The organism is Streptococcus sp. k-90 (genome assembly GCF_013277565.1).
Classification (GTDB): Bacteria; Bacillota; Bacilli; order Lactobacillales; family Streptococcaceae; genus Streptococcus.
The window spans coordinates 22,307-48,445 of sequence record NZ_VMNE01000015.1 but is presented as its reverse complement, the minus strand read 5'-3'; the positions used below and the strand labels follow the sequence as shown (position 1 = coordinate 48,445).

22 protein-coding genes are annotated in these 26,139 nt (G+C 40.7%); 20 read left to right on the top strand and 2 right to left on the bottom strand.

What is annotated here, in order from left to right; genetic code table 11:
• The first annotated feature begins 58 nt into the window (after window positions 1-58).
• The 7 genes from purD (at window position 59) to purB (ending at window position 6,242) form a co-directional block, all read left to right on the top strand.
• Entirely contained in the window at window positions 59-1,321 is a 1,263-nt protein-coding gene (purD, locus tag HT734_RS05125; protein WP_173277392.1) for a phosphoribosylamine--glycine ligase, read from the top strand.
• Between the two features lie 190 nt (window positions 1,322-1,511).
• Window positions 1,512-2,003, top strand: coding sequence for a 5-(carboxyamino)imidazole ribonucleotide mutase (purE, locus tag HT734_RS05120; protein WP_173277394.1), 492 nt, complete (start codon window positions 1,512-1,514; stop codon window positions 2,001-2,003).
• Window positions 1,990-3,081 (top strand): 5-(carboxyamino)imidazole ribonucleotide synthase, encoded by a 1,092-nt coding sequence (gene purK, locus HT734_RS05115; RefSeq protein WP_240151618.1) that lies wholly within the window; start codon window positions 1,990-1,992, stop codon window positions 3,079-3,081. Before purE ends, purK begins: the two co-directional genes overlap by 14 nt.
• Before the next feature lie 9 nt (window positions 3,082-3,090).
• Window positions 3,091-3,318 carry a hypothetical protein gene (locus HT734_RS05110; RefSeq protein ID WP_033679488.1) on the top strand — a complete coding sequence of 76 codons (228 nt, stop codon included), beginning with the start codon at window positions 3,091-3,093 and terminating at the stop codon, window positions 3,316-3,318.
• 68 nt (window positions 3,319-3,386) lie between these two features.
• Window positions 3,387-3,896 carry a hypothetical protein gene (locus HT734_RS05105; RefSeq protein WP_173277398.1) on the top strand — a complete coding sequence of 170 codons (510 nt, stop codon included), beginning with the start codon at window positions 3,387-3,389 and terminating at the stop codon, window positions 3,894-3,896.
• Window positions 3,889-4,947: a hypothetical protein gene (locus HT734_RS05100; protein WP_033679489.1), complete on the top strand. Its 1,059-nt coding sequence runs from the start codon at window positions 3,889-3,891 to the stop codon at window positions 4,945-4,947. The genes HT734_RS05105 and HT734_RS05100 overlap by 8 nt, the downstream gene beginning before the upstream one ends.
• On the top strand, window positions 4,944-6,242 hold the full coding sequence (gene purB, locus HT734_RS05095; RefSeq protein ID WP_173277400.1) for an adenylosuccinate lyase: 1,299 nt from the start codon (window positions 4,944-4,946) through the stop codon (window positions 6,240-6,242). The genes HT734_RS05100 and purB overlap by 4 nt, the downstream gene beginning before the upstream one ends.
• Window positions 6,243-6,298: 56 nt before the next feature.
• Here purB and strH read toward each other — a convergent pair whose 3' ends face one another.
• Together strH and HT734_RS05085 are read right to left on the bottom strand one after the other, a co-directional pair.
• Complete coding sequence (gene strH, locus HT734_RS05090; protein WP_173277402.1) at window positions 6,299-10,309, bottom strand: LPXTG-anchored beta-N-acetylhexosaminidase StrH; 4,011 nt, start codon at window positions 10,307-10,309, stop codon at window positions 6,299-6,301.
• 301 nt (window positions 10,310-10,610) lie between these two features.
• Window positions 10,611-11,327, bottom strand: coding sequence for a GntR family transcriptional regulator (locus HT734_RS05085; protein ID WP_001007190.1), 717 nt, complete (start codon window positions 11,325-11,327; stop codon window positions 10,611-10,613).
• 319 nt (window positions 11,328-11,646) lie between these two features.
• On the opposite strand from HT734_RS05085, the gene HT734_RS05080 reads away from it, so the two are divergent.
• The 13 genes from HT734_RS05080 to HT734_RS05020 all read left to right on the top strand — a co-directional run bounded on the left by HT734_RS05080 (window position 11,647) and on the right by HT734_RS05020 (window position 26,131).
• On the top strand, window positions 11,647-13,434 hold the full coding sequence (locus HT734_RS05080) for a beta-galactosidase (protein ID WP_125451605.1): 1,788 nt from the start codon (window positions 11,647-11,649) through the stop codon (window positions 13,432-13,434).
• The gene (locus HT734_RS05075) at window positions 13,431-13,907 is read left to right on the top strand and encodes a PTS system mannose/fructose/N-acetylgalactosamine-transporter subunit IIB (RefSeq protein WP_000156973.1); all 477 of its coding nucleotides are present in this window, start codon (window positions 13,431-13,433) and stop codon (window positions 13,905-13,907) included. Before HT734_RS05080 ends, HT734_RS05075 begins: the two co-directional genes overlap by 4 nt.
• A 26-nt stretch (window positions 13,908-13,933) precedes the next feature.
• A complete protein-coding gene (locus HT734_RS05070; protein ID WP_000617013.1) occupies window positions 13,934-14,839 on the top strand; it encodes a PTS mannose/fructose/sorbose/N-acetylgalactosamine transporter subunit IIC in 906 nt (301 codons plus the stop codon).
• Window positions 14,826-15,647, top strand: coding sequence for a PTS system mannose/fructose/sorbose family transporter subunit IID (locus HT734_RS05065; RefSeq protein WP_140834244.1), 822 nt, complete (start codon window positions 14,826-14,828; stop codon window positions 15,645-15,647). Before HT734_RS05070 ends, HT734_RS05065 begins: the two co-directional genes overlap by 14 nt.
• Before the next feature lie 3 nt (window positions 15,648-15,650).
• Entirely contained in the window at window positions 15,651-16,055 is a 405-nt protein-coding gene (locus tag HT734_RS05060; protein ID WP_001129932.1) for a PTS sugar transporter subunit IIA, read from the top strand.
• Between the two features lie 210 nt (window positions 16,056-16,265).
• Complete coding sequence (locus tag HT734_RS05055; protein ID WP_049539024.1) at window positions 16,266-17,432, top strand: SIS domain-containing protein; 1,167 nt, start codon at window positions 16,266-16,268, stop codon at window positions 17,430-17,432.
• A 114-nt stretch (window positions 17,433-17,546) separates the two neighbouring features.
• Window positions 17,547-18,584, top strand: coding sequence for an aldose epimerase family protein (locus tag HT734_RS05050; protein ID WP_173277404.1), 1,038 nt, complete (start codon window positions 17,547-17,549; stop codon window positions 18,582-18,584).
• A 136-nt stretch (window positions 18,585-18,720) separates the two neighbouring features.
• On the top strand, window positions 18,721-19,917 hold the full coding sequence (locus HT734_RS05045) for a CAP domain-containing protein (protein WP_173277406.1): 1,197 nt from the start codon (window positions 18,721-18,723) through the stop codon (window positions 19,915-19,917).
• Between the two features lie 195 nt (window positions 19,918-20,112).
• Window positions 20,113-20,967: a VOC family protein gene (locus tag HT734_RS05040; protein ID WP_173277407.1), complete on the top strand. Its 855-nt coding sequence runs from the start codon at window positions 20,113-20,115 to the stop codon at window positions 20,965-20,967.
• Between the two features lie 476 nt (window positions 20,968-21,443).
• The gene (locus tag HT734_RS05035) at window positions 21,444-22,694 is read left to right on the top strand and encodes a dicarboxylate/amino acid:cation symporter (protein WP_173277409.1); all 1,251 of its coding nucleotides are present in this window, start codon (window positions 21,444-21,446) and stop codon (window positions 22,692-22,694) included.
• Between the two features lie 14 nt (window positions 22,695-22,708).
• Window positions 22,709-23,647, top strand: coding sequence for an alpha-L-glutamate ligase (locus tag HT734_RS05030; RefSeq protein WP_173277411.1), 939 nt, complete (start codon window positions 22,709-22,711; stop codon window positions 23,645-23,647).
• A gap of 306 nt (window positions 23,648-23,953) precedes the next feature.
• Window positions 23,954-24,718 (top strand): nucleoside phosphorylase, encoded by a 765-nt coding sequence (locus tag HT734_RS05025; protein ID WP_173277412.1) that lies wholly within the window; start codon window positions 23,954-23,956, stop codon window positions 24,716-24,718.
• Between the two features lie 33 nt (window positions 24,719-24,751).
• Window positions 24,752-26,131, top strand: a complete 1,380-nt coding sequence (locus HT734_RS05020) for a potassium transporter TrkG (protein WP_173277414.1) — start codon at window positions 24,752-24,754, stop codon at window positions 26,129-26,131.
• The last annotated feature ends 8 nt before the right edge of the window (window positions 26,132-26,139 follow it).

Below are 26,139 nucleotides of genomic sequence, written 5' to 3'. Positions count from 1 at the left end.
ATTAAAACGAACGTTTGTGTTATAATGTTAGTAAATAATTCGCAAAAGAGGTTGAGAAATGAAACTGCTTGTTGTCGGTTCGGGTGGTCGTGAGCATGCGATTGCTAAGAAGTTACTTGAGTCAAAAGATGTTGAAAAAGTATTTGTAGCTCCTGGGAATGATGGGATGACTCTAGATGGTTTGGAATTGGTAAAAATATCTATTTCCGAACATTCTAAATTGATTGAGTTTGCAAAAGCAAACGATATTGCTTGGACTTTTATCGGGCCAGATGACGCCCTTGCTGCTGGTATCGTGGATGATTTTAACCAAGCTGGGCTCAAGGCTTTTGGTCCGACTAGGGCTGCAGCGAAGCTGGAGTGGTCCAAGGATTTTGCCAAGGAAATCATGGTCAAATATGGCGTTCCGACAGCAGCCTATGGCACATTCTCAGATTTTGAGGAAGCTAAGGTCTATATCGAAAAGCATGGGGCACCTATCGTGGTCAAGGCGGATGGTTTGGCCCTTGGGAAGGGTGTTGTCGTTGCTGAGACAGTCGAGCAAGCAGTCGAAGCCGCTCACGAGATGCTTTTGGACAATAAATTTGGGGACTCAGGTGCGCGTGTGGTTGTTGAGGAATTCCTCGAAGGGGAAGAATTCTCACTCTTTGCTTTTGTCAATGGGGATAAGTTCTACATTATGCCAACAGCTCAGGACCATAAACGTGCCTATGACGGCGACAAGGGTCCTAATACGGGTGGGATGGGAGCTTATGCGCCAGTTCCTCACTTGCCAGAGAGCGTGGTTGCTACAGCGGTTGACACCATTGTCAAGCCAGTCCTCGAAGGGATGATTCAGGAAGGTCGCCCTTATCTGGGTGTCCTTTACGCAGGGCTTATCTTGACAGCTGATGGACCTAAGGTCATCGAGTTCAACGCTCGCTTTGGAGATCCAGAAACGCAAATTATCCTGCCTCTATTAACCTCTGACTTTGCACAAAATATTACGGATATCCTCGATGGCAAGGAGCCAGCTATCACTTGGAAGGACAAGGGGGTGACTCTGGGTGTAGTTGTCGCTTCAAGCGGCTATCCACTGGCTTATAAGAAAGGTGTTAAGCTTCCAGCTAAGACAGAGGGCGACATCATCACTTACTATGCAGGTGCTAAGTTCGCTGAAAATGGCCAAGATTTTCTTTCAAACGGTGGACGTGTCTATATGCTTGTCACAACAGCAGACACCGTCAAAGACGGGCAAAACATTATCTACAGCCAACTCGACAAACAAAACACAGAAGGCCTCTTTTACCGAACCGATATCGGAAGCAAGGCAATTAGATAAAGATATAAGAAAAAGCGACGCAGTCGTCAAACACGACAATGGTCGCCGTGGTGAAAAGACCAGAACAGTATCTGTTCTGGTCTAGGGAAAATTTGAGACCTTAGGCTCAAATTTTAGGAATGAAACCGAAGGTTTGCTTCCGTCCCCACCACCTAAGACCATTATCAAAAAAGAAGAAAAAGGAAAAATTATGACTAAACCAATTATTTCCATTATCATGGGCTCAAAATCCGACTGGGCAACCATGCAAAAAGCCGCCGAAGTACTAGACCGCTTCGGTGTAGCCTACGAAAAGAAAGTTGTCTCTGCCCACCGCACACCTGACCTCATGTTCAGACATGCGGAGGAAGCACGTAGTTGTGGTATCAAGGTCATCATAGCGGGTGCTGGTGGCGCAGCCCATTTGCCAGGTATGGTTGCTGCTAAAACAACCCTTCCAGTCATTGGGGTGCCCGTTAAATCACGTGCTCTTAGTGGCGTGGACTCGCTTTACTCGATTGTCCAGATGCCGGGTGGCGTACCTGTTGCGACAATGGCTATTGGTGAAGCGGGTGCAACCAATGCTGCCCTCTTTGCCCTCCGTCTCCTCTCAGTAGAGGATCAGGCTATCGCGACAGCTTTGGCAGATTATGCAGAAGAACAAGGAAAAATCGCAGAGGAGTCGACAAATGAGCTCGTCTAAAACAATCGGAATTATCGGTGGTGGCCAGCTGGGGCAGATGATGGCCATTTCTGCTATCTACATGGGCCACAAGGTTATCGCGCTGGATCCTGCGGTGGATTGCCCGGCCTCTCGCGTGGCGGAAATCATCGTGGCACCTTATAACGATGTGGATGCCCTTCGTCAGTTGGCGGAACGTTGCGATGTCCTGACCTATGAGTTTGAAAATGTTGATGCTGACGGTTTGGATGCTGTCATTAAGGATGGACAACTCCCTCAAGGAACGGACCTGCTCCGCATTTCCCAAAACCGGATTTTTGAGAAGGACTTCCTCTCAAATGAGGCTCAAGTCACCGTGGCACCTTACAAGGTCGTGACTTCTAGCCAAGACTTGGCGGAGATTGACCTGTCTAAAAACTATGTCCTCAAGACGGCGACTGGTGGCTACGATGGGCATGGGCAAAAGGTTATTCGTTCAGCAGAAGATTTGGAAGAAGCCTATGCATTAGCAGATTCAGCAGACTGCGTTTTGGAAGAATTTGTCAACTTTGACCTTGAAATTTCTGTTATCGTGTCTGGTAATGGCAAGGATGTGACGGTTTTCCCAGTTCAGGAAAATATCCACCGCAACAATATCCTGTCTAAAACCATTGTACCAGCTCGCATTTCAACAAGTCTAGCTGACAAGGCTAAAGCAATGGCAGTGCGAATCGCAGAACAGCTCAAGTTGTCTGGAACTCTCTGTGTGGAAATGTTTGCGACTGCAGATGACATCATTGTCAATGAGATTGCCCCACGCCCACATAACTCTGGCCACTATTCAATCGAAGCCTGCGACTCCTCGCAGTTTGATACCCATATTCTAGGTGTTTTGGGAGCACCATTGCCAGCCATCAAACTACATGCCCCAGCCGTCATGCTCAATGTTCTCGGCCAGCATGTCGATGCCGCTGAGCAATATGTCACAGAAAATCCAAGCGTCCACCTCCACATGTATGGTAAAATAGAAGCGAAGTACAACCGCAAGATGGGACATGTGACTTTGTTTAGTGATGAACCAGATAGTGTGGATGAGTTTGGGAAAGGGATAGATTTTTAGGACAAGACTATGATACAAATTATCGTTAACGCTTTTGTTGAAAAGGATAAGACTGGAGCAGTCGTGGAAGTCTTGTATGCTAGTGCTGACCAAGATAAGGTACAAGCTAAATACAAAGAACTAACTGCACAATACCCTGAAAACTATTTAGCTATCTATGATTTACCGCTGGATATGGATTTGAATACACTAAATCACTATCCGTCTGTGTTTATTGGGAAAGAGGAGTTTGAGTAGGAAAAACTAAAATATATTTTAATTGATTTTTATTTTTAGTATTGATATTAGCTAGTTGGGAGGATAAAATGAAAAAATATTTGAGATTCTTGGTAACAACAGGTGACTTGTTTAATATTTTCATTCTTTTAATTGCTTTATTTTTATCTTATGTAGGGACCTTAACTATATATGAAAGTATTGATTTAAATTCGAAGTTTCCCTTTTTTTTGTATACTACTATTGCCACATTAGTATCATCTATACTGGATCCTATTTTAGAAATTGTAAAAGTTGAGTCGAAAAAGAAAAAGCTGGTAGTAATATCATTGGGAACTATAGTTAGCTTCGTGACTTTTTGTTATAGCTTTTATGATAATTCAATATTCGATAAACTTCAGTCAATCTCAAAACGGGGAGGTTTCTCGGCTATGTCTGTAGCGTTATTATTATTTAATCTGACTTATATAAACTATCAGCTACAAAAAATGAGAGAAAGAGAGCTAAATGAACAGAAACAAAAATTAAAAACCGCCCTAGAAAGAAACACTGAGCTTGAAAAGTGTGTATCAAAATTAGAAAGAAGAACGAATGAATAAATTAGCATTAAAATTATCCTCGCAAAAGAGTGACGATACTCTATATACAAATTGGCAAATTTCAAAATTATCTAATGATTTTAGTGAATTCTATTATAAATCAGTTTTATTACATGATATTTCTATCTATCTTAATCAAGGTGTTCTGAAAAAAGATGTTATTATTTTTAATTCATCTATAAAAATTAATAATCAATATACAAAATATAGAAGTTCAGAGCTTGATTTGAATAATCCTACTGATGTTGTGAAGTATTATCACCTAGGCTCTCCAATTTCTCTTTTTCCTAATAAACAAGTTTTAGTTTTACATGAATTTTTTGAAGCTTACAGAGTGTATTTTTCTATTACTAGTAAGTACAAGTTAAATTTAGGTAATAAGAGGGATGATTTATCGGAACTATTTAATATCTCTAGAGAATCTTCAGATGTATTGAATTTCAGTTTTGTAGAGTTCTTTAGTGAGAAAATAACAGAGAATAACGAACTAGAAAGTGATAATAGAAGGAAGTGTCTTCAGGAAATACAATCTAAGTTTAAAATTAGAGATAATGAATTGATAGAATTATTTAATAGTTTTGATGAAAAGCAATTATCTAAGCAGTTTGATTATATATTTAACCGATTTGAACGTCCAATCGTTGGTATCAAGATGGAAGATGATAAAATTAAGCTCTTAGGAAATGAGTTCTTTGTACAATCGAAATTTACTTATTCGAATGATCGTTTTTTGGAGACCAGATCAATAAGTCAAAATAGTCCTTTAGAGATGATACTTAATATGTCAATTATAGTCGTCCCTTATTTGTGGCTTATTTTGAGAGAAAAACGTGATGTGATGGAAATGCAAAATCAAAATGGTCAATTGGATCAAGAAATAGCAAGGTTGGATACAGAAATCAAAAATTTAGAAAAGATTTCTGAAGACGAAGATATTTCATTAAATCAATCAACTCCGTTACCTAATTTAAAAAAATCTGTAATACAAAAAGGTGAATCTGTACTAGATGAACTTGAAGCAAAAGTAATGCAAGGAGAAATAACAACATGATCAACCGTTACTCTCGCCCTGAGATGGCGAACATTTGGAGTGAAGAAAATAAATACCGTGCTTGGCTTGAGGTGGAAATCTTGGCTGACGAGGCATGGGCTGAGTTGGGGGAAATCCCTAAGGAAGATGTGGCTTTGATTCGTGAAAAAGCGGACTTTGACATCAACCGTATTTTGGAGATTGAGCAGGAGACGCGCCACGATGTGGTGGCTTTCACGCGTGCGGTTTCTGAGACGCTTGGTGAAGAGCGCAAGTGGGTCCACTATGGTTTGACTTCTACTGACGTGGTGGATACGGCCTACGGTTACCTTTACAAGCAGGCCAACGACATCATCCGCCGTGACCTTGAAAACTTCACCAACATCATCGCTGACAAGGCTAAGGAGCACAAGTTCACCATCATGATGGGTCGTACCCACGGTGTGCATGCTGAGCCGACAACTTTTGGTCTTAAATTGGCGACTTGGTACAGTGAAATGAAGCGTAACATCGAGCGTTTCGAGCATGCAGCTGCTGGTGTTGAAGCTGGTAAAATCTCTGGTGCGGTTGGAAACTTCGCCAACATCCCACCATTTGTAGAGCAATACGTCTGTGACAAACTGGGCATCCGTGCTCAGGAAATCTCTACACAGGTGCTTCCTCGTGACCTTCATGCTGAGTACTTTGCAGTTCTTGCCAGCATCGCAACTTCAATTGAGCGTATGGCGACTGAGATTCGTGGTCTTCAAAAATCGGAACAACGTGAAGTGGAAGAATTCTTTGCTAAAGGTCAAAAAGGTTCTTCAGCAATGCCTCACAAACGCAACCCAATCGGTTCTGAGAACATGACAGGTCTTGCGCGTGTTATCCGTGGTCACATGCTTACAGCCTATGAGAACGTCGCTCTTTGGCATGAGCGTGATATTTCACACTCATCAGCTGAGCGTATCATCACACCAGATACAACCATTTTGATTGACTACATGCTTAACCGTTTTGGAAATATCGTCAAGAACTTGACGGTCTTCCCAGAAAATATGATCCGCAACATGAACTCAACTTTCGGTCTTATCTTCAGCCAACGTGCTATGTTGACCTTGATTGAAAAAGGAATGACCCGTGAGCAAGCTTATGACTTGGTGCAACCAAAAACAGCTTACTCTTGGGACAACCAAGTAGACTTTAAACCACTTCTGGAAACAGATCCAGAAGTAACCTCACGCCTGACTCAAGAGGAAATTGATGAAATCTTCAATCCTCTTTACTACACTAAACGAGTGGATGATATCTTTGAACGTCTTGGACTTGGTGATTAATTAAAAAATAAACAGCGAGGTTCACAATCTTGCTGTTTATTGTTTATCGAAAAGACTCAGTCTTCTTTTCTTTTAGTGAGTCCGTAGGCTGCTAGTGTGGTCATGAGTCCTGCGACTACTAGTCCTGCAGAATGGTGACTTCCTGTTTCAGGAAGTTTTTTCTCTGTTGCCACAGGAGCTGGACCTTGAGGAAGAGCTTTGTTTTCCTCAGCAGGAACAGTTGTTGGAGCCGATTTGCCTGGAATCTCTAGTACTGATTTTTCTTCTGCCGCAGGAGTTGGCACACTTGGGATTTCTTGTGCTGGTTTTTCTTCTTTGACAGCGGCTTGTCCGTTTTCATTGCCTACATGTGTTACCAGAGTTCCGACTTCGACTACTTGTGTAACAGCTTCCTGCGCTACGACACTGGTAACCAATGTTCTAACTTCAGTTCCGTCTGCAGCCGTAGTTACAGAATAGAAGTGACTTATACGACCGTTTACACCTTCTGTTACGACACGGGATTGTCCTTTAGGCAATTGATCAGTTTCACGAGTGATGGTTGTAAATGGAATTTCTTCCTCTTGGATATCTAGTCTAGGTTTTGCATCACTAGTTGCTGCAAGACCATTTTCATCACCCTTGTGAGTTACAGGAGCACCAACTTCGACAACTTGGTTCACAGCTTCTTTGGTTACCTGGCTATCAAGAACGGTTTCTGTTGATTTCCCATTTTCTGTAAGAACAGATACGTAAGAAGTACGTTCACCTAGAACTCCAGCTTTGACAACTTTTTCTTGTCCAGCTGGGAGATTTGAATTGTCTTTCTTGATAACTTCAAACGGGATTTCTTCTGTCTTCACAAGAAGTTCTGGTCGGTTTTCAACGTTAGCAGCCAGTTCATTTTCATCTAGGCTTCCTAAGTGAGTGGCAGCTGGTTTCAGACCTTTAAGGGCAGTCTTTAGTTTATCTACTAGTGCGTCTAGTTCAGCTTGTTTGCTGCGGTTGAGGTTAAGGTTGAGTCCATCTTTTGCTGACTTGAGTGCGGCTAGGCTTTCTGTACTGTATCCGTCTAAGTTAGTCGGAATTTTAGTTAATTCTTCGCGGAGAGCATTATAATTAGCACGGAAGTAGTCTTTGTTGTGGTCTGCAAAGGCAGTCATAAGTTCAAAGATTTCCTCTTCCTTGTATTCAGCGCTTGGTTTATCTGCCCAGATAGCAAGCATACTTCCGACTGTTGGAAGGTCTACTTCAGGATATTTGGTAGAAGCAAGTTGATTGAATGGAACTTTACCAGAATTTTCAACTGCTTTTGAAAGAGGGTAGGCTTCATCTTGTTTGTGATTTCCTATAACATAGTACCAATCTCCGTTGGTATTAAGGAACTTATAGCCCTTGCTTGCGAGGTATTGAGGTGATGCAAGATTGTAGCCCCACCATCCTTTAGACCAGTAAGAAATCAAGACATCTTTGTCAAACTGAACATCGTCCTTGTCCTCATAGTAGAAGCCATCGTTGAAGGCCATTGGTTGTAGCCCTCTTTCCTTAGCCATAGTAGCTAGACTGTTAGAATAGTCTGCGAACTTGTTATAGAGTCCATACCATTTGAGGTAGTACCAACCTTGGGCGTTGGTCGCATCATTGGCATATTCATCTGTACCATAGTTGAAAATCTTTGATTTATCAGCAAAGTAATCCATGTATTTACCGATAAGGGCTTTGGTAAAGTTAAGAGCTTCTTGATTTTCAAGGTCCATGGTTGTTTTTGAGACCTTATCAAAGTTGGCTTGAGGATTCTTGATGCCAAGTTTTTCCATAGCAACCAGCATGGCATCCATATGTCCAGGACTATTGATAGCGGGAATTAGACCAATACCTTTTTCCTTAGCGTATTGAACAAGCTCTGTCACTTCTGCCTGTGTCAACGCAGTACCGTTTGGATCGTCGTAGTAAGCTTTCGTTCCTTCGATAATAGCTTTTTTAACGTCATCACTAGCATAAGTTTTTCCGTTGGCAGTAATGGTCATATCATCGAGTAGGAAACGAAGACCATCATTTCCTAGAAGGAGATGGGCATCAGAATAGCCGAGCTCGCTCGCCTTGTCTACGATGCGTTTGAGTCGATCTAAAGAGAAGTATTTACGACCTGCATCGATGGAAATGACTTTATTCTTATTAAGTTTTTCAAGTTCTCGTTTAGCATCTTCCTCTTTTTGAGCTTCTGGGGTGAAGATTAGCTGACTAACAGCTTCTTGAAGTTTTGCGATTGCTTGGTCAATCGTGTCTTGTTGAGCACGGCTGAGATTGCTATCCAGTGAACGGATTGCTTTTTCAGCTTCTTTGACCGCATTAACGCTTTCTGCAGTATAACGATTCAGGTCTTTTGGTACCTCGTTTAGTGCTTGTTCAGCAGACTGGTAGTCTGCAGCGAAGTATTCAGCATTGGCATTTGCAAAATGACGCATGAGCTTAAAGAGACGAGATGGAGAGTAGCGAGCAGATGGAGTATCAGCCCAAGCAGCTACCATACCACCGATGATAGGGATATCAGCTCCTTCAGTTTTTGGAACTGAAGTAATTGGTGTGCTCTTAATACCGTTCAAACCTTGATCAAGATTGTACCAACCTTGGCCATCAGCATTTCGTCCAAGAACGTAGTACCAAGCATCGTTGGTATTAAGGATTGGGTGACCTTTTTCAGCTAGTAGTTTAGAAGAAGCAACATCGTAGCCCCCCCAACCACCAGTCCACATTGAAACGATAATATCTTTGTCAAAACTACCAAAGCTTGTATCGCTATTATAGTAGATACCATCGTTGAAGGCCATTGGTTTGAGACCGTGTGATTTTACGATTCGGGCTAAGTCATTGGCATAAGAGATAAATTTTTCATATCCTTTTTCAGGGTAACCTTCATTTGGATAATATTTATCAGCTTGAAGCACACTCCAACCTTTAGCATTTGTTGCATCATTGGCGTATTCATCTAGTCCAATATTGAAGATTTCAGATTTGTTAGAGAAGTAGTTAGCGTATTTGTCAATCAGAGTTTTTGTAAACTCAACTGCTTGTTTATTATTTAAGTCAACAGTTCGTTCAGATTTTTTACCAAAATAATCAAAGTTAGGATTTTCAATACCCAGTTCTTTCATGGCATTGAGAATGGCATCCATATGTCCAGGACTATTGACAGTTGGAATCACTCCAATACCCTTGTCTTTGGCATAATTAATCAAATCTGTCATCTGACTTTCAGTTAGATGGTTACCATTTGGATCATTGTAATAAGAGTTTGTTCCATGTTCAATAGCGCGTTTGACATCATCACTTGAGTAGGTTTTATCGCCCACTTTCATAGACATATCATCCAGCATGAAACGGAGTCCATCGTTACCTACTAAGAGATGGAGGTCTGTATAACCATATTCTTTCGCCTTATCGATAATTTCTTTGAGCTGCTCAGGTGAGAAATATTTACGTCCAGCGTCAATTGAAACGATTTTTCGTTTAGCTAATTTTTCATTTTGAGTTGCAGCGCGTTCCTTTCCTGTCTCTGTTGCTGGTTTATCAGCTTCTGCTTTCGTCTCATCTTTTTTCGCTGGTTTATCCTTGTCAGCTTCTGACTTATCAGTCTTAACTATGTTAGACTCTTTAGAATCAGCATCTTTTAGCTCTTCCTTTTTAGGACTAAGATCCTCTGACTTTTTATCAGAAATTTCTTTTTCAGCAGAAGTTGGAGTTGCTACTTCTTCTTTCTTACTAGGAGTTGAACTCACTTCCTCTTGCGCTTGCGGTTTTTCTTCTGTTTTTGGAAGATTCGCTAGCTTATCAGTAGATGGAGTTTCTGCTTCCACAGTTTTTGAAGCTTCTGGTTGAATCTCTGCTTTAGGTGTTTCCTCAGTAGTCAGATTTTCAGATGCTTGAGGGGAATCGGAAACCGTATGGATGGTCGGTTGGTTTTCCGTAGTAGTGGGAGTAACTCCATCGGCTGCAACAGCCTGCGCTTGGAAAGCAAATCCAATTAGAACAGAAGCAGCTCCTACAGCATATTTACGAATGGAAAAACGCTGTTGTTTTTCATGTTTCATTGCAAAACCTCCTGATTGCATTTTAATATTGATAACGTTTACACAATTCAACAATTTTATTTTATTTGTTACGTTAACAGGAGTCAAGTAGGATTACTTTAAAACTATAATAAGTATAAAAACTAATAAAAATTAAGCATACAATTCTATTTATTAACATATCTATAGGTAGTGTAATTCGATCTTATTTCTATAAAATATTCTACAAAATATAGAAGGCTATACAAAAAAGTAAGCGTTTTCTTTTTATTGTGGTATAATATGTATAGAAAAAAGCCCAAGCAAGGCTCAGGCTTTCTTCTTAGTGATCACGGTCACATGAAATGAATTTGATTTTGTAATAATCCGCTCGTTTATAAGTTTCGCTGTATGCGAGAACTTGACCAGTAGACTCTAGCTTAGTAGTCTTGGTTTGTAAAACGGTTGGGAATTGCTCATCGACTCCGAGGACCGAAGCCGCATGTTCTGGAGTTGGAAATGCTATTTCATTGATTTCTTCAAAATGTTCATCATTCATGTGAATGTGGTAATCTGATTTGAAACGGTTATAGATAGAACTATAATATTCAAGATTTGGATAATTTGCGTTGATGTATTGTTCTGGGATATATGATGTGTGGTAGATGTATGCGACACCATTTGTTTCGCGGACACGTTCAATCTTGTAGTAGAACTGATCACCACGTAATCCAAGTTTTTCCAAGTAGTTTAGTTTATTTCCGCGTTCAATAGAAAGGACGGTCACCTTATCATCTTTAGTTTCAAAAACTTCTACATCTGAAAACTCTACGAGTTTGTGTTTGCGTGCGCGTGAAACGAATGTACCCTTTCCTTGTTGGCGGACAATATAACCATCTTTGGCAAGGTCGTTTAAGGCACGGACAACTGTGATAGAACTAACATCATACATTGCAATCAATTCAGCTTCAGTGTAAAATTTATCTCCACTTGCAAATTGCCCAGAGATGATTTTGTTCTTTAATTCATCTTTTATATATTGATATTTTGGAATTGCCATAATTTCACCTCGATTTTCCTTCTCCGTTAAAGATTTTACCATAAAAACGGAAAGAATAGTAGTCTTTTGAATAAAAAAATTAGAATAATAGACTATAAGGTTAATTTACATATAAAAAAGGAGATTTTATACATTTTTATACATGCTAGCTACTTGAAGCTATCTGTCTGTAAAATCTATATCTTTATAAGTTTTTTGTGTAAAAGTTGGTAAAAAATGAAAAAAATTGTGAAAACCTATTGACAAATGCAGGATATTGAGATATATTTACTATATCAACAAATGAAAGCGTGAACTTTAATTGTCAGAAGGTAATAACATGACACGATTTGAGATTAGGGACGATTTCTATTTAGATGGGAAACCGTTCAAGATTTTGTCCGGCGCCATTCATTATTTTAGGATTCCGCCAGAAGATTGGTATCATTCTCTCTATAACTTGAAGGCTCTTGGTTTTAATACGGTAGAGACTTACGTTGCTTGGAATCTACACGAACCGAGTGAGGGTGAGTTTAACTTTGAAGGAGCTCTGGATTTGGAGAAATTTCTCCAAACAGCACAAGATTTAGGCCTCTATGCTATTGTACGTCCGTCACCATTTATCTGTGCGGAGTGGGAATTTGGTGGTTTACCGGCTTGGCTCTTAACCAAAGATATGAGGATTCGTTCCTCAGACCCAGCCTATATTGAGGCTGTTGGTCGCTACTATGATCAGCTCTTGGCACGGTTGGTTCCACATTTATTGGACAATGGTGGCAATATCCTCATGATGCAGGTTGAAAATGAGTATGGTTCTTATGGAGAAGACAAGGCTTACCTGAGAGCAATTCGACAGCTGATGGAGGAGCGTGGCGTAACCTGTCCCCTATTTACATCAGATGGTCCATGGCGAGCTACTCTGAAAGCTGGAACCTTAATCGAAGATGATCTCTTTGTAACAGGGAATTTTGGTTCTAAGGCACCTTACAACTTTTCACAGATGCAGGAATTCTTTGATGAGCATGGCAAGAAATGGCCACTTATGTGTATGGAGTTCTGGGATGGTTGGTTTAATCGTTGGAAAGAACCGATTATCACACGGGATCCGAAAGAATTAGCAGAAGCTGTTCGTGAGGTATTGGAGCAAGGCTCTATCAATCTTTACATGTTCCATGGTGGTACAAACTTTGGCTTCATGAATGGTTGCTCGGCTCGAGGGACTTTGGACTTGCCACAAGTTACATCATATGATTACGATGCTCTTCTTGATGAAGAAGGAAATCCAACTGCCAAATATCTGGCAGTCAAGAAGATGATGGCGACACATTTCCCAGAGTATCCGCAGTTAGAACCACTTTACAAAGAGAGTATGGAGTTGGATGCTATTCCACTAGTTGAAAAAGTTTCCTTGTTTGAAACCTTGGATAGTCTGTCAAGTCCTGTAGAAAGTCTCTATCCTAAAAAGATGGAGGAATTGGGACAAAGTTACGGCTACCTACTCTATCGAACAGAAACAAACTGGGATGCAGAAGAAGAAAGACTTCGTATCATTGACGGTCGAGATAGGGCCCAGCTTTATGTCGATGGTCAGTGGGTTGAAACCCAATATCAGACAGAAATTGGGGAAGATATTTTTTATCAAGGTGAAGAGAAAGCGCTGTCTAGATTGGATATCTTGGTAGAAAATATGGGGCGTGTCAACTATGGACATAAGTTCTTAGCAGATACGCAACGTAAGGGAATTCGGACAGGGGTTTGTAAGGATTTGCACTTCTTACTAAACTGGAAACACTATCCACTTCCACTAGATAATCCTGAGAAAATTGATTTTTCAAAAGGATGGGCAGAAGGACAACCAGCCTTTTACGCTTATGACTTTACAGTCCAAGAGCCAAAAGATACTTACCTAGACTTATCTGAGTTTGGTAAGGGAGTTGCCTTTGTCAATGGGCAGAATCTAGGACGTTTTTGGAACGTCGGCCCAACCCTCTCGCTTTATATCCCTCATAGCTATCTTAAGGAGGGTGCCAACCGCATCATTATCTTTGAGACAGAGGGTGAATATAAAGAAGAGATTCATTTAACTCGTAAACCTACACTAAAACATATAAAGGGGGAAAATTTATGACAATTGTAGGATGCCGTATCGATGGACGTTTGATCCACGGACAAGTAGCCAATCTTTGGGCAGGGAAACTAAATGTTTCACGTATTATGGTTGTAGACGACGAAGTTGTCAACAACGATGTTGAAAAGAGTGGTTTGAAACTTGCGACACCACCAGGTGTGAAATTGAGTATTTTGCCAATTGAAAAAGCGGCAGCCAATATTCTTGCTGGAAAATACGATAGCCAACGTCTCTTTATCGTGGCTCGTAAACCAGACCGTTTCCTTGGTTTGGTAGAAGCAGGTGTACCACTTGAAACCCTTAATGTTGGGAATATGTCTCAAACACCAGAAACTCGTTCTATTACACGTTCTATCAACGTAGTAGACAAGGATGTGGAAGATTTCCACAAACTAGCAGAAAAAGGTGTTAAATTAACTGCTCAAATGGTTCCAAATGATCCAATTTCAGACTTTTTGAGCTTATTAAAATAGGAAAAAATTTTTAGGAGGTCATTGTTATGATACAATGGTGGCAAATTTTACTTCTCACTTTGTACTCAGCTTATCAAATCTGTGATGAGTTGACGATCGTTTCATCTGCAGGTTCCCCTGTATTTGCTGGTTTTATTACTGGTTTAATTATGGGAGATGTGACTACTGGTCTGCTTATCGGTGGTAACTTGCAACTGTTCGTTCTTGGGGTTGGTACCTTCGGTGGTGCTTCTCGTATTGACGCAACTTCTGGTGCGGTTCTTGCGACAGCCTTCTCTGTTTCACAAGGAATTGATACAGCACTTGCGATTACAACAATCGCTGTGCCAGTAGCAGCTCTCTTGACTTACTTCGACGTTCTTGGACGTATGACTACTACCTTCTTCGCTCACCGTGTGGATGCTGCAATCGAACGCTTTGACTACAAAGGAATCGAACGTAACTACTTACTTGGTGCGATTCCTTGGGCTTTATCTCGTGCCCTTCCAGTCTTCTTCGCGCTTGCCTTTGGTGGTGCCTTCGTACAATCAGTGGTAGACTTAGTTGAAGCATATAAATGGGTTGCAGATGGTTTGACACTCGCAGGACGTATGCTTCCAGGTCTTGGATTTGCAATCTTGCTTCGTTACCTTCCAGTTAAACGTAACCTTCACTACCTTGCAATGGGATTTGGTTTGACAGCTATGTTGACTGTTCTTTACTCATATGTAACAGGTCTTGGTGGCGCTGTTGCTGGTATCGTAGGTACTCTACCGAAAGATGTTGCTGAAAAAATTGGCTTCGTGAACAACTTCAAAGGATTGTCTATGATTGGTATCTCTATCGTAGGTATCTTCCTTGCAGTGCTTCACTTCAAAAATAGCCAAAAAGTAGCTGTAGCAGCACCTTCTACACCATCAGAAAGTGGGGAAATCGAAGATGACGAATTCTAATTACAAACTTACAAAAGAAGATTTTAATCAAATCAACAAACGTAGCTTGTTTACTTTCCAATTGGGTTGGAACTACGAACGTATGCAAGCTTCTGGTTACCTTTACATGATCTTACCTCAATTGCGTAAAATGTATGGGGATGGAACTCCTGAATTGAAAGAAATGATGAAAGTTCATACTCAATTCTTCAATACTTCACCATTCTTCCACACAATCATCGCTGGTTTTGATCTTGCCATGGAAGAAAAAGATGGTGTAGGTTCAAAAGATGCCGTTAATGGTATCAAGACAGGTTTGATGGGACCATTCGCTCCTCTTGGAGATACAATTTTTGGTTCACTTGTACCTGCTATCATGGGATCTATCGCAGCAACTATGGCTATCGCTGGCCAACCATGGGGAATCTTCCTTTGGATCGCAGTTGCAGTAGCGTATGACATCTTCCGTTGGAAACAGTTGGAATTTGCCTACAAAGAAGGGGTTAACCTTATCAACAACATGCAAAGTACCTTGACAGCTTTGATTGACGCTGCATCTGTACTTGGTGTCTTCATGATGGGTGCTCTTGTAGCAACAATGATCAACTTTGAAATTTCTTACAAATGGGCAATCGGTGAGAAGATGATTGACTTCCAAGATATCTTGAACTCAATCTTCCCACGCTTGCTTCCAGCAATCTTTACTGCCTTTATCTTCTGGTTGCTTGGTAAGAAAGGTATGAACTCTACTAAAGCTATCGGTATTATTATCGTACTTGCTTTGGCTCTTTCTGCCTTTGGTAAATTTGTACTTGGAATGGGCGCATAATTTATGGCTAAATCATTAATTTTGGTGAGTCATGGTCGTTTCTGTGAAGAGCTTAAAGGTAGCACAGAAATGATCATGGGTCCACAAGACAATATTCATGCAGTGGCTCTTCTTCCAGAAGATGGCCCAGAAGAATTTACTGCAAAATTTGAAGCTGCTATTGAAGGATTGGATGATTTCCTAGTCTTTGCGGATCTTCTCGGTGGAACACCATGTAACGTGGTAAGTCGTTTGATTATGGAAGGTCGTGATATTGACCTTTACGCAGGGATGAATCTTCCAATGGTGATTGAATTTATCAATGCGAGTCTTACAGGCGCAGATGCGGACTATAAGAGCCGTGCTGCAGAAAGCATCGTGAAAGTCAATGACCTGTTAGCGGGCTTCGATGATGACGAAGATGAATAAGATGTGACAACGTGAAAATCACAGGGAAAATAGGTGATAGGAGGATGGAGCGATGCTCCGACGATAATCGGTCTTTTTCCCAAAGATTTTAGTTGGAACTCGATTCAATAAGATGTGACAACGTGAAAATCGTTAGAACATTTTATATAGAATATACATGGGAATGGGGCTTACTCCCATTCCCATCTTTAATAGAAAAAGAGGAACTCAATGCTACATTATACAAAAGAAGACTTACTCGAGTTGGGTGCAGAAATCACTACACGTGAAATCTACCAACAGCCTGATGTATGGAAAGAAGCTTTTGAATCTTATCAAGCAAAGCGTGAAGAAATTGCAGCCTTCCTACAAGGAATTGCTGATAAACATGACTATATCAAGGTTATCTTGACAGGTGCTGGGACTTCTGCTTATGTGGGAGATACCTTGGCACCTTACTTTAAGGAAGTTTATGACGAACGCAAATGGAATTTCAATGCTATTGCGACAACAGATATCGTTGCCAATCCAGAAACTTACTTGAAAAAAGATGTGGCGACTGTCCTTGTATCTTTTGCTCGTAGTGGGAACTCGCCTGAAAGTGTGGCGACTGTTGATTTGGCAAAAGCCTTGGTGGATGAGCTTTATCAAGTGACGATTACTTGTGCGGCAGATGGTAAATTGGCTCTTCAAGCTCATGGAGATGACCGTAATCTCTTGCTTTTGCAACCAGCTGCTTCTAATGATGCTGGCTTTGCCATGACTTCTAGCTTTACGTCTATGATGTTAACAGCTCTCTTGGTCTTTGATCCTACAGAATTTGCTGTGAAAGCTGAACGTTTTGAAGTTATATCTAGTCTTGCCCGTAAAATTCTAGACAAGGCAGAAGATGTTAAAGAGCTTGTTGATTTAGACTTTAACCGCGTCATTTATCTAGGCGCTGGTCCTTTCTTCGGTCTTGCTCATGAAGCTCAGCTCAAGATTTTGGAATTGACAGCTGGTCAAGTTGCGACCATGTATGAAAGTCCAGTCGGCTTCCGTCACGGTCCAAAATCTCTTATCAACGAAGATACAGTTGTTTTGGTCTTTGGTACAACAACAGACTACACTCGCAAGTACGACTTGGACTTGGTTCGTGAAGTTGCGGGTGACCAGATTGCTCGTTGTGTTGTGCTTTTGAGTGATCAAGCCTTTGGTCTTGAAAATGTCAAAGAAGTTGCCCTTGGTTGTGGCGGTGTCTTGAATGATATTTACCGTGTCTTCCCTTACATCGTTTATGCTCAACTCTTTGCCCTATTGACTTCACTCAAGGTAGAAAATAAACCAGATACACCGTCTCCTACAGGTACAGTAAACCGTGTGGTACAAGGTGTTATCATCCACGAATATCAAAAGTAAGACAGTGTTTATGAATTCTTGAAAGAGGATTTGTAAATCATCAGATAAACCATAGATTGTCAAGGCGCTTTCTATGGTTTGTTTGCTTGAGAGAAATAGTAAAAGGAGAAGAGAATGAAATCATACACAGAGCATGTATTTGGAAATGTTGAGGGACAAGATGTCTTGGCTTATCGTTTTGAGACTGACGGTGGCTACCAACTTGAGGTTATGACTTATGGTGCGACCATCTTGCGCTATGTCGCACCTGACAAGGCTGGAAATTTTGCCAATGTTATCTTGGGATTTGATGACTTTAATAGTTATGTAGGCAATAGTCCCAAGCATGGAGCAAGTGTAGGTCCTGTGGCAGGTCGTATCGCAGGTGCGACCTTTGAGCTTAATGGCAAGACCTATGACCTTGAGGTCAACAATGCTAGCAACTGTAATCACAGTGGTTCAACAGGTTGGGATTCTAGCTTGTTTGAACTAGTTGAAGTGAGCGACCATGGCTTGACTCTCTACACAGAGCGTACAGATGGGACAGGAGGATTTCCTGGAAATCTTAAGATTTGGATCAGTTATCACTTAGAAGAAAATGGAGCTTACGAGGTTAGCTATAAAGTAACAACTGATCAAGATACGCTGGTCAATCCAACTAACCACAGCTATTTTAACTTGTCTGGTGATTTCACGCAGACGATTGACCGCCATGTCTTCCAGCTAAATACTGAGGGCATTTATCCAATCGCTCCCGACGGTGTTCCGGCCAAAACTCCAGATGCCAATCGTGACGTAGTAAAACACATCTACAATGGTGCCTTGTTGAAAGACATCTTTGCAGAAGAAGATGAGCAAATCCAACTGGTATCTGGTTTGGATCATCCATTTGCCCTTCCTGCAGGTCATGACAATGCTGGATTCCTTTATGACCAAAATTCAGGTCGCTTCCTGCTCTTCAAGACAGAGGCTCCTTGTTTTGTTGTCTATACAGCAAACTTTGTGGATGAAAGTGTCATCATAGGAGGTCGACCAATGGTACAGCACAATGGGATTGCCCTTGAAGCGCAAGCTTTACCAGATGCTATTCACAGTGACCTCAAAGACCAAGTCATTCTCAAAGCCGGTCAAACTTTCACAAGTAAGACACGTTATGAACTTGTTGTGAAATAAAGGATGAAGATTCTACTTTTCGGGGTGAGTTTTATTTACCTCATGACATTAGTAGAAATGGGCAAATAGTAGGGGAATATGATATAATCTAATAGTGAAAATACCTGTCCTATCTAGAGGATAAAAGGAGAAAAAGATGAAGAAAATTGTATTTGCTAGCGCCTTGGCTTTGACCTTGGCTGGAGCAGTTTTGACAACTGATGTTTTTGCTAATGACAGATTGGTGGCAACACAATCTGCTGATGGTAGAAATGAAAATGTTTTGAGTTCAGAAGTGTTAAATCCTTCTAGTGGCAATGTTTTAGTTGGGATTAAGGGAGAATTTTTAACCCCAGATAAACAAGCTATTTTGGATGCGATTAATAAGATTCGTAAGGAAGCAGCTGATGAAGGTTTGGTAGATAAGTATGTCCCTATCAAATGGTCTACTGATCTTGAGAAAACTGCTTTTGTACGCGCTACTGAGGTGTCAGTAACTCTGAAACCTGAGCGTCTTTCTACGAAAGAAATCTGGACTGCTTTTCCATCTAGTAATAATATAAGAGGAGAAGCTTTAGATGTGAACTATGAAGGTTTTCTAAAAGCAATTGAAAACTGGCATGCTGAAAAGGCGAATTATGTAGCGAAAAAGAAGGGTGGAACATCTAAAGAATTTACAGGTTATTATGAGGTTCTGATCAATTCTAAATTTACCTATGTGGGTCTCGCGGCTTTTAGAAATGCAGCTAGTTCTCAGAAAGTGGCAACGATTTCTATAGCTTTAGGTGATGATGCTTCTTCAGAGGAATTGGCTGGTGGATATGGTTCTGCTATTCAGTATACAGAAGTGACTGCATCAAACCTTTCAACAGTTAAAAGTAAAGCTACGGTTGTAGAAAAACCGCTGAAAGATTTTAGAACATCTACATCTAGTCAGTCTGGTTGGGTGAAGTCTAATGGAAAATGGTATTTTTATGAGTCTGGTGATGTGAAGACAGGCTGGGTGAAAACAGGTGGTAAATGGTACTACTTGAATGATTTAGGTGTCATGCAGACTGGATTTGTAGAAGTTGATGGAGCATGGTATTTCCTTGATAGTTCTGGCGCGATGTTTACAGGCTGGGGAACAGATGGTAGCAGATGGTTCTATTTTGATGGTTCAGGAGCTATGAAGACAGGCTGGTATAAGGAAAATGGTACTTGGTATTATCTTGATCAATCAGGTATAATGAAGACAGGTTGGTTTAAAGTTGGTCAATACTGGTACTATGCATATGGTTCAGGAGCTTTGGCTGTGAACACAACAACACCAGATGGTTATCGTGTAAATGGTAATGGTGAATGGGTAAACTAGGCTGAAGATAGTAAGTCATAGGTAAAGTATTCATCTTACTTAGCAAAAAGAATGAACGATAAGAAAGAGGTTGATGGTACACATTGGCCTCTTTTTGTTAGAATAGAGGCTTCAAGTTGTCTGACTTGACTTTCTTGATGGATATTATATAATAGTTGTAACAAAAACAATTACAACCAGAAAAGAGAACCATTTATGACCTATGAATACAAGAGCCACATTTATTTAGCAGAGGCAGTTTTAAATGTAAAGGACTTGGCAAGTCAAACAGCCTTTTATCAGCAAATTATTGGTTTAGAAATCTTATCTCAAACTGAGACAGAGGTCATTCTGGGACTTGGTGGAAAAGCCTTGGTACAGCTGATTCAAGCACAAGAGAGTGGAGAAGTAAGAGAACATTATGGTCTTTACCATCTGGCTATTCTCTTGCCGACACGAAAGGCTTTGGCTGATGTCTTGAAACACCTGACAGATTTACAGATTCCTCTTGTCGGCGGTGCAGACCACGGTTACAGTGAGGCTCTTTACTTGGAGGATTTGGAGGGAAATGGCATTGAACTCTATCGAGATAAGCCGGTTTCCACATGGGATATTCGAGAAGATGGACGCATTATCGGAGTGACGGAGGCTCTTGCAGCGCAGGACGTTTATGAGTTGGGGGAAAGAGTAGAGCCCTTTATCCTAGCAGAAGGCACGAGAATGGGGCATATTCATCTTTCCGTCAAGGATAGTCGAAAGTCCAGCCAGTTTTATCAAAAGGTGTTAGGGTTAGAGGATAAATTCAGTGTGCCTAGCGCTAGTTGGATTGCAGCTGGGAACTACCATCATCATTTAGCAGTCAACGAATGGGGAGGAAAAGGCCTAGCTCCGCGTAAGCAAGGCTTGCCAGGTTTATCCTACTATGTCATTGAGGTCGCTCGTAAAGAAGAATTGTTAACGATTGTGCAGCGAGCACAAGCAGTTGCTACCCCAATCAAGTGGCTGACATCTAGCCAGCTGGAAATCACAGACCCAGATGGAATTGTGACTCGTATTCGCTTAGCAAGATAGACAGGCTGTAATCACCAAGTCCTTCGGCGGCAATGTTGTCCTAGCGGGTAATCCCGCGCGCGTGATTAAGGAGATACCTGTTAAAATAGAAGTAGGAGAGGTTGGGAAAAACTCAATTTCAGGAAAAATGAAGTAAATCTTTCAACAATAAAACGCATAATATCAAGGCTGTTCATTCATTACCTGATATTATGCGTTTTTCTGATTTCAAAGACGTTTTACTCAGCCTCTTTTTGTAGGTTTGATACTTGAAGTCACTCTTCTTTATCATTATGGAATTGCTCCATACAGTTGAGTAGTTTAGATGGTGGTGTTTGTCTAACATAAAAAATTCATAATCGATAGCAAAATAGATATGACGACACTTTGATATATTATCATAAATCTTTTTTATGGTCACAATAGAAAATATATATTAGTCAAGCTAGAAGATTCGTAGTAGAATAATTAGCAAATAAAAGCAAAGGGGTTATTTTATGAAATTAGTTAATTTATGGTCAAAACTTTCACTCGGTTTGCAATTATTGCTAGCTTTGATTTTAGGTGTTATTTTTGCAGTAATCTGGCCACAATTTGCAGATTTTTATCAATTTCTAGGACAAGCGTTTATTAAATTGGTGAACATGGTCATTATTCCACTGATATTTCCAATTATAGTAGTTGCAGTGGCTAGTGTTATTGGAAAAAAATCGTTTGGTAAAATTTTAACGAAGACCTTACTCTACTTTTTTGCTGTTACAACTGTGATTACTTTATTATTTGTATTTTCTAGTTATTATTTGGGATTTGGACAAGGTGTGAATATTGGCCAAACTGGTGGTAATATTGATGGGATGGCTAATAATGTCCAATTGAGTGAGTTTTTACTTGGTTTTATTCCTTCAAATATTGTGAAGTCAATTTCAGAAGGATCTCTTCTTCCAATTATTGTTTTTGCTATTTTTCTTGGTTATGGAATTGGTAGTTTGAAGAGTGATAAAACCAAAAAAATTCTTGAAGGTTTCCAGATCTGGATTGAAGCTATTTATAAAATTGTAACTGTTATTGTAAAATTATCTCCTATCGGAATCTTTGGCTTTATTGCAAAAGATGTCGCTAGTACAGGAATTGATAAGTTAGTTGGACTTGGTCAATTTGTTATCGGAACTTATTTGGCTTATGGAGTTCTCATTTTAGTTATTTTCCCTCTGATTGCCTCTATCTTTAAAGTTCCATATTTGACTGCTTTTCGTGAAAATTGGAGCCTCTTGACTCTAGCATTTATTTCAGGTAGTTCGAGTGTTGTGTTGCCGTCCTTATTGAAGGATTTAAAGAAACAGGGACATGATGAGAATACGATTGATTTGGTTATCCCTTTAGGATATACCTTTAATCTAGAAGGAGCAGCTGTCTATTTTTCAGTAGCTACTATTTTTATCGCACATGCCTACGGTATCCAATTTTCATTATCAAGCCTCTTATTTACAGTTTTACTTTTGACCTTGATTGGGAAAACTGCAGCTACTGTTCCATCAGGAGCTATCGTAGTTTTGTTGGCAGCAGCACCCCAGCTTGGATTGCCAGCAGAAGGAGTGGCCTTGATTTTTGCAGTTGATTTCTTTGTAAATGCTGGCCGTACAATGATTAATGTTTTGGGTCAAATCTTAACAGTCAGTGTCATTGAAAAAACAGAAGGTTATAGTTTAGAAGAAGACAAGCAACATCAATTGTCAGTTAATTTTTCTTAAAGGAGATATGAGTTATGAGTAACGCAAAAGTTTATGTGATTCATGAAAATATTGAATGGACACAGCATTTAGTAAAATGGTTAGAAAAAATACAAGTACCTTATGAACTATGGGATTTATCGAGTGGGATATTAGATCTTCAAAGTCCGCCTCCACAAGGGATTTTCTATAATAGGATGTCCGCATCTTCTCATACGAGAGGACATCGCTATGCACCAGAGTTTACGGAGCAGGTGCTTACTTGGCTAGAGGCTCATGGACGTAAAGTAGTTAATGGAACTGGAGCCGTTAACCTAGAAATCAGTAAGGTGAAACAATATTTGAAATTAAATGAATCTGGTATTGAGACTCCAGCAACAGTTGCTGTTTTGGGACCGGAAAATATTATTGAAGCAGCAAGAAAATTGAATATCTATCCTTTGATTACCAAGCATAATAGAGCAGGAAAAGGATTAGGAGTTCAACTTTTCCAAAATGAAGAGGAACTTGAATATTATGTTAATAGTTCTACTTTTGAACCTTCAGTAGACGGGATTACCTTGTTACAAGCCTACATCAAACCAAGTGATGGTCGTATTCGTCGTTCAGAGTTTATCAATCAGAAATTTCTTTATACTGTTTCAATTGATTCTTCAGATGGTTTCCAACTTTGTCCAGCAGATGGTTGTCAAATCGGTAAGAGGCCAGAACAACTGGAAACTTCTGAAAAATTCCAAATTACAGAACCTCTACCAGAATCTCAAAAAGAAGCTTATGAAGCCTTCCTTAAAAATGCTCATATTGATGTGGCAGCTATAGAATGGGTTCAATCAGAAAGCGGAGATATTTATGTGTATGATGTAAATACCAATACAAACTATAATCCTACAGCGGAACAGAATGCTGACATCTTTGCTCATCAACATCTGGCTGAATATTTAAAGAGGGAGTTAGAAGGTCTTTATAGTGAATGATCATCTTGGAAGTTGATCTTTTAAAAATTTGATAATAACTTCTAGATAGAGTAAGACATAAATACTTTTCTTTCAAGGTGACAGTTATCAGCAACAACTACTACTAATATATAACGCCCCCTCTGCAGATTTTAATTACAGAGGGGCTACGTTTGTGATGTTTACTCTAATTCCTTATGATTTATGAAATCACTTAGTGTTGAGAATTCCAAGAATACTGATATTTTTTCTCCTCAGTTCCTCAGCTTCCTCCTTGACACTCCGTCAGCTTTTGATACAATAGTACAAAATTAGAGGAGGTGGGTTATGATTCAGAAACATGCGATTCCTATTTTAGAGTTTGATGACAATCCTCAGGCGGTTATCATGCCTGATCACGAGGGGCTGGATTTGCATTTGCCCAAGAAGTGTGTCTATGCTTTTTTAGGTGAGGAGATTGACCGCTATGCGAGGGAAGTAGGGGCGGATTGTGTCGGCGAATTCGTTTCAGCCACCAAGACCTATCCAGTCTATGTCGTTAACTACAAGGACGAGGAACTTTGTTTGGCTCAGGCTCCTGTTGGTTCAGCTCCAGCAGCCCAGTTTATGGATTGGTTGATTGGCTATGGTGTGGAGCAGATTATTTCCACTGGAACCTGTGGTGTGCTGGCTGATATAGAAGAAAATGCCTTTCTAGTCCCTGTTCGCGCTCTGCGAGATGAAGGAGCCAGTTACCACTATGTGGCACCTTCTCGTTATATGGAAATGCAGCCAGAGGCTATTGCTGCCATTGAGCGAGTTTTGGTTGATAGAGGGATTCCTTATGAAGAAGTCATGACCTGGACGACAGATGGTTTTTACCGAGAAACGGCTGAAAAGGTGGCTTATCGCAAGGAAGAAGGCTGTGCTGTTGTGGAGATGGAGTGTTCTGCGCTCGCGGCAGTAGCCCAACTGCGTGGGGTTCTCTGGGGAGAATTGTTGTTCACAGCTGATTCCTTAGCAGACTTGGACCAGTACGATAGTCGTGACTGGGGTTCAGAAGCTTTCGAGAAGGCCTTGGAACTCTGCCTTGAGATAGCCTCTAAGTTCTAGCTACTCTTCTTCTTTTTATGGTACAATGGATATATGTTATTCAAATTATTTGTGAAAAAACTTGAAAGAGTCTTTGGTGGACTTTCGCCAGCACGTCGGATTTTTTTAAGTTTCGCTGGAGTTATTTTTATAGGCTCTCTCCTTTTGAGTTTGCCTTTTGTTCAGGTAAGTGGTTCTCAAGCCACTTATTTTGACCATCTCTTTACGACGGTGTCCATGGTCTGTGTGACTGGCCTTTTTACGCAACCAGTGGCTACTACCTATAATGTCTGGGGGCAGTTGATTTGTATGTTCTTGATACAGATTGGTGGTCTGGGGCTTATGACCTTTATCGGGGTCTTTTATATTCAGGGGAAGCAAAAGCTCAGTCTTCGCAGTCGTGAAACCATTCAGGAGAGCTTCAGTTACGGGGAGACTCGGTCGTTGAGGGCTTTTATACGATCCATCTTTTTGACGACTTTTCTGGTGGAGGGCTTGGGTGCCTTTCTGTTAAGTTTCCGTTTTATTCCTGAGTTCGGCTGGGGACGAGGCATTTTTACTTCTATCTTTTTAGCCATTTCAGCCTTTTGTAATGCTGGTTTTGATAATTTCGGCAGTAGCAGTTTAGTGGCTTTTCAGACAGATCCCTTGATCAATCTGGTCATTGCTGGCTTGATTATCACAGGTGGTCTTGGCTTTATGGTTTGGTTTGACTTGGCAACCCAGTTTGACAAGAAGAAAAAACGCCGTCTGCGTTTCCACACCAAACTAGTCCTCTTCTTGACTGCAGGGATTTTGCTGTTTGGGACAGTATCTACACTCTTTACGGAGTGGCAAAATCCGGGCACTATTGGCAATCTCAGTGTCCCAGAGAAAGTTTTGGTTAGCTTTTTCCAAACCGTCAGCATGAGAACGGCTGGCTTTGCCTCTATTGACTACACCCAAGCTCGGCCTGTGACCTTGTTTATCTATATCCTACAGATGTTTCTGGGTGGGGCGCCTGGCGGGACGGCTGGTGGGCTCAAGATTACGACTTTCTTTGTCTTATTGGTCTTTGCGCGTAGTGAATTGCTGGGCTTGCCTCATGCCAATGTTGCGCAGAGAACCATTGAGGCTCGAACAGTCCAAAAATCCTTTAGTGTCTTTATTATTTTTTTGATGACCTTCTTGTTGGGCTTGATGTTGTTGGGAATTACAGCAGAAGGAACACCGCGATTTATCTACCTCATGTTTGAGACCATTTCAGCCCTTGCGACAGTTGGGGTAACGGCAAATCTGACACCAGAATTGGGCAAGCTAGCTCTCAGCATTGTTATGGTGCTCATGTTTATCGGCCGTATCGGTCCCTTGACCTTGCTGGTTAGTCTAGCTGACTACCAGCCTGATAAGAAAGATTTGATTCAGTATATGAAAGCAGATATTAGTATTGGATAAGAAAGGAA

What these genes read in the sequence shown, in the direction of transcription:
- purD (WP_173277392.1), top strand. Translation starts at nt 59, where the DNA reads ATGAAACTGCTTGTTGTCGGTTCGGGTGGTCGTGAGCATGCGATTGCT.
- purE (WP_173277394.1), top strand. Translation starts at nt 1,512, where the DNA reads ATGACTAAACCAATTATTTCCATTATCATGGGCTCAAAATCCGACTGG.
- purK (WP_240151618.1), top strand. Translation starts at nt 1,990, where the DNA reads ATGAGCTCGTCTAAAACAATCGGAATTATCGGTGGTGGCCAGCTGGGG.
- HT734_RS05110 (WP_033679488.1), top strand. Translation starts at nt 3,091, where the DNA reads ATGATACAAATTATCGTTAACGCTTTTGTTGAAAAGGATAAGACTGGA.
- HT734_RS05105 (WP_173277398.1), top strand. Translation starts at nt 3,387, where the DNA reads ATGAAAAAATATTTGAGATTCTTGGTAACAACAGGTGACTTGTTTAAT.
- HT734_RS05100 (WP_033679489.1), top strand. Translation starts at nt 3,889, where the DNA reads ATGAATAAATTAGCATTAAAATTATCCTCGCAAAAGAGTGACGATACT.
- purB (WP_173277400.1), top strand. Translation starts at nt 4,944, where the DNA reads ATGATCAACCGTTACTCTCGCCCTGAGATGGCGAACATTTGGAGTGAA.
- strH (WP_173277402.1), bottom strand. Translation starts at nt 10,309, where the DNA reads ATGAAACATGAAAAACAACAGCGTTTTTCCATTCGTAAATATGCTGTA.
- HT734_RS05085 (WP_001007190.1), bottom strand. Translation starts at nt 11,327, where the DNA reads ATGGCAATTCCAAAATATCAATATATAAAAGATGAATTAAAGAACAAA.
- HT734_RS05080 (WP_125451605.1), top strand. Translation starts at nt 11,647, where the DNA reads ATGACACGATTTGAGATTAGGGACGATTTCTATTTAGATGGGAAACCG.
- HT734_RS05075 (WP_000156973.1), top strand. Translation starts at nt 13,431, where the DNA reads ATGACAATTGTAGGATGCCGTATCGATGGACGTTTGATCCACGGACAA.
- HT734_RS05070 (WP_000617013.1), top strand. Translation starts at nt 13,934, where the DNA reads ATGATACAATGGTGGCAAATTTTACTTCTCACTTTGTACTCAGCTTAT.
- HT734_RS05065 (WP_140834244.1), top strand. Translation starts at nt 14,826, where the DNA reads ATGACGAATTCTAATTACAAACTTACAAAAGAAGATTTTAATCAAATC.
- HT734_RS05060 (WP_001129932.1), top strand. Translation starts at nt 15,651, where the DNA reads ATGGCTAAATCATTAATTTTGGTGAGTCATGGTCGTTTCTGTGAAGAG.
- HT734_RS05055 (WP_049539024.1), top strand. Translation starts at nt 16,266, where the DNA reads ATGCTACATTATACAAAAGAAGACTTACTCGAGTTGGGTGCAGAAATC.
- HT734_RS05050 (WP_173277404.1), top strand. Translation starts at nt 17,547, where the DNA reads ATGAAATCATACACAGAGCATGTATTTGGAAATGTTGAGGGACAAGAT.
- HT734_RS05045 (WP_173277406.1), top strand. Translation starts at nt 18,721, where the DNA reads ATGAAGAAAATTGTATTTGCTAGCGCCTTGGCTTTGACCTTGGCTGGA.
- HT734_RS05040 (WP_173277407.1), top strand. Translation starts at nt 20,113, where the DNA reads ATGACCTATGAATACAAGAGCCACATTTATTTAGCAGAGGCAGTTTTA.
- HT734_RS05035 (WP_173277409.1), top strand. Translation starts at nt 21,444, where the DNA reads ATGAAATTAGTTAATTTATGGTCAAAACTTTCACTCGGTTTGCAATTA.
- HT734_RS05030 (WP_173277411.1), top strand. Translation starts at nt 22,709, where the DNA reads ATGAGTAACGCAAAAGTTTATGTGATTCATGAAAATATTGAATGGACA.
- HT734_RS05025 (WP_173277412.1), top strand. Translation starts at nt 23,954, where the DNA reads ATGATTCAGAAACATGCGATTCCTATTTTAGAGTTTGATGACAATCCT.
- HT734_RS05020 (WP_173277414.1), top strand. Translation starts at nt 24,752, where the DNA reads ATGTTATTCAAATTATTTGTGAAAAAACTTGAAAGAGTCTTTGGTGGA.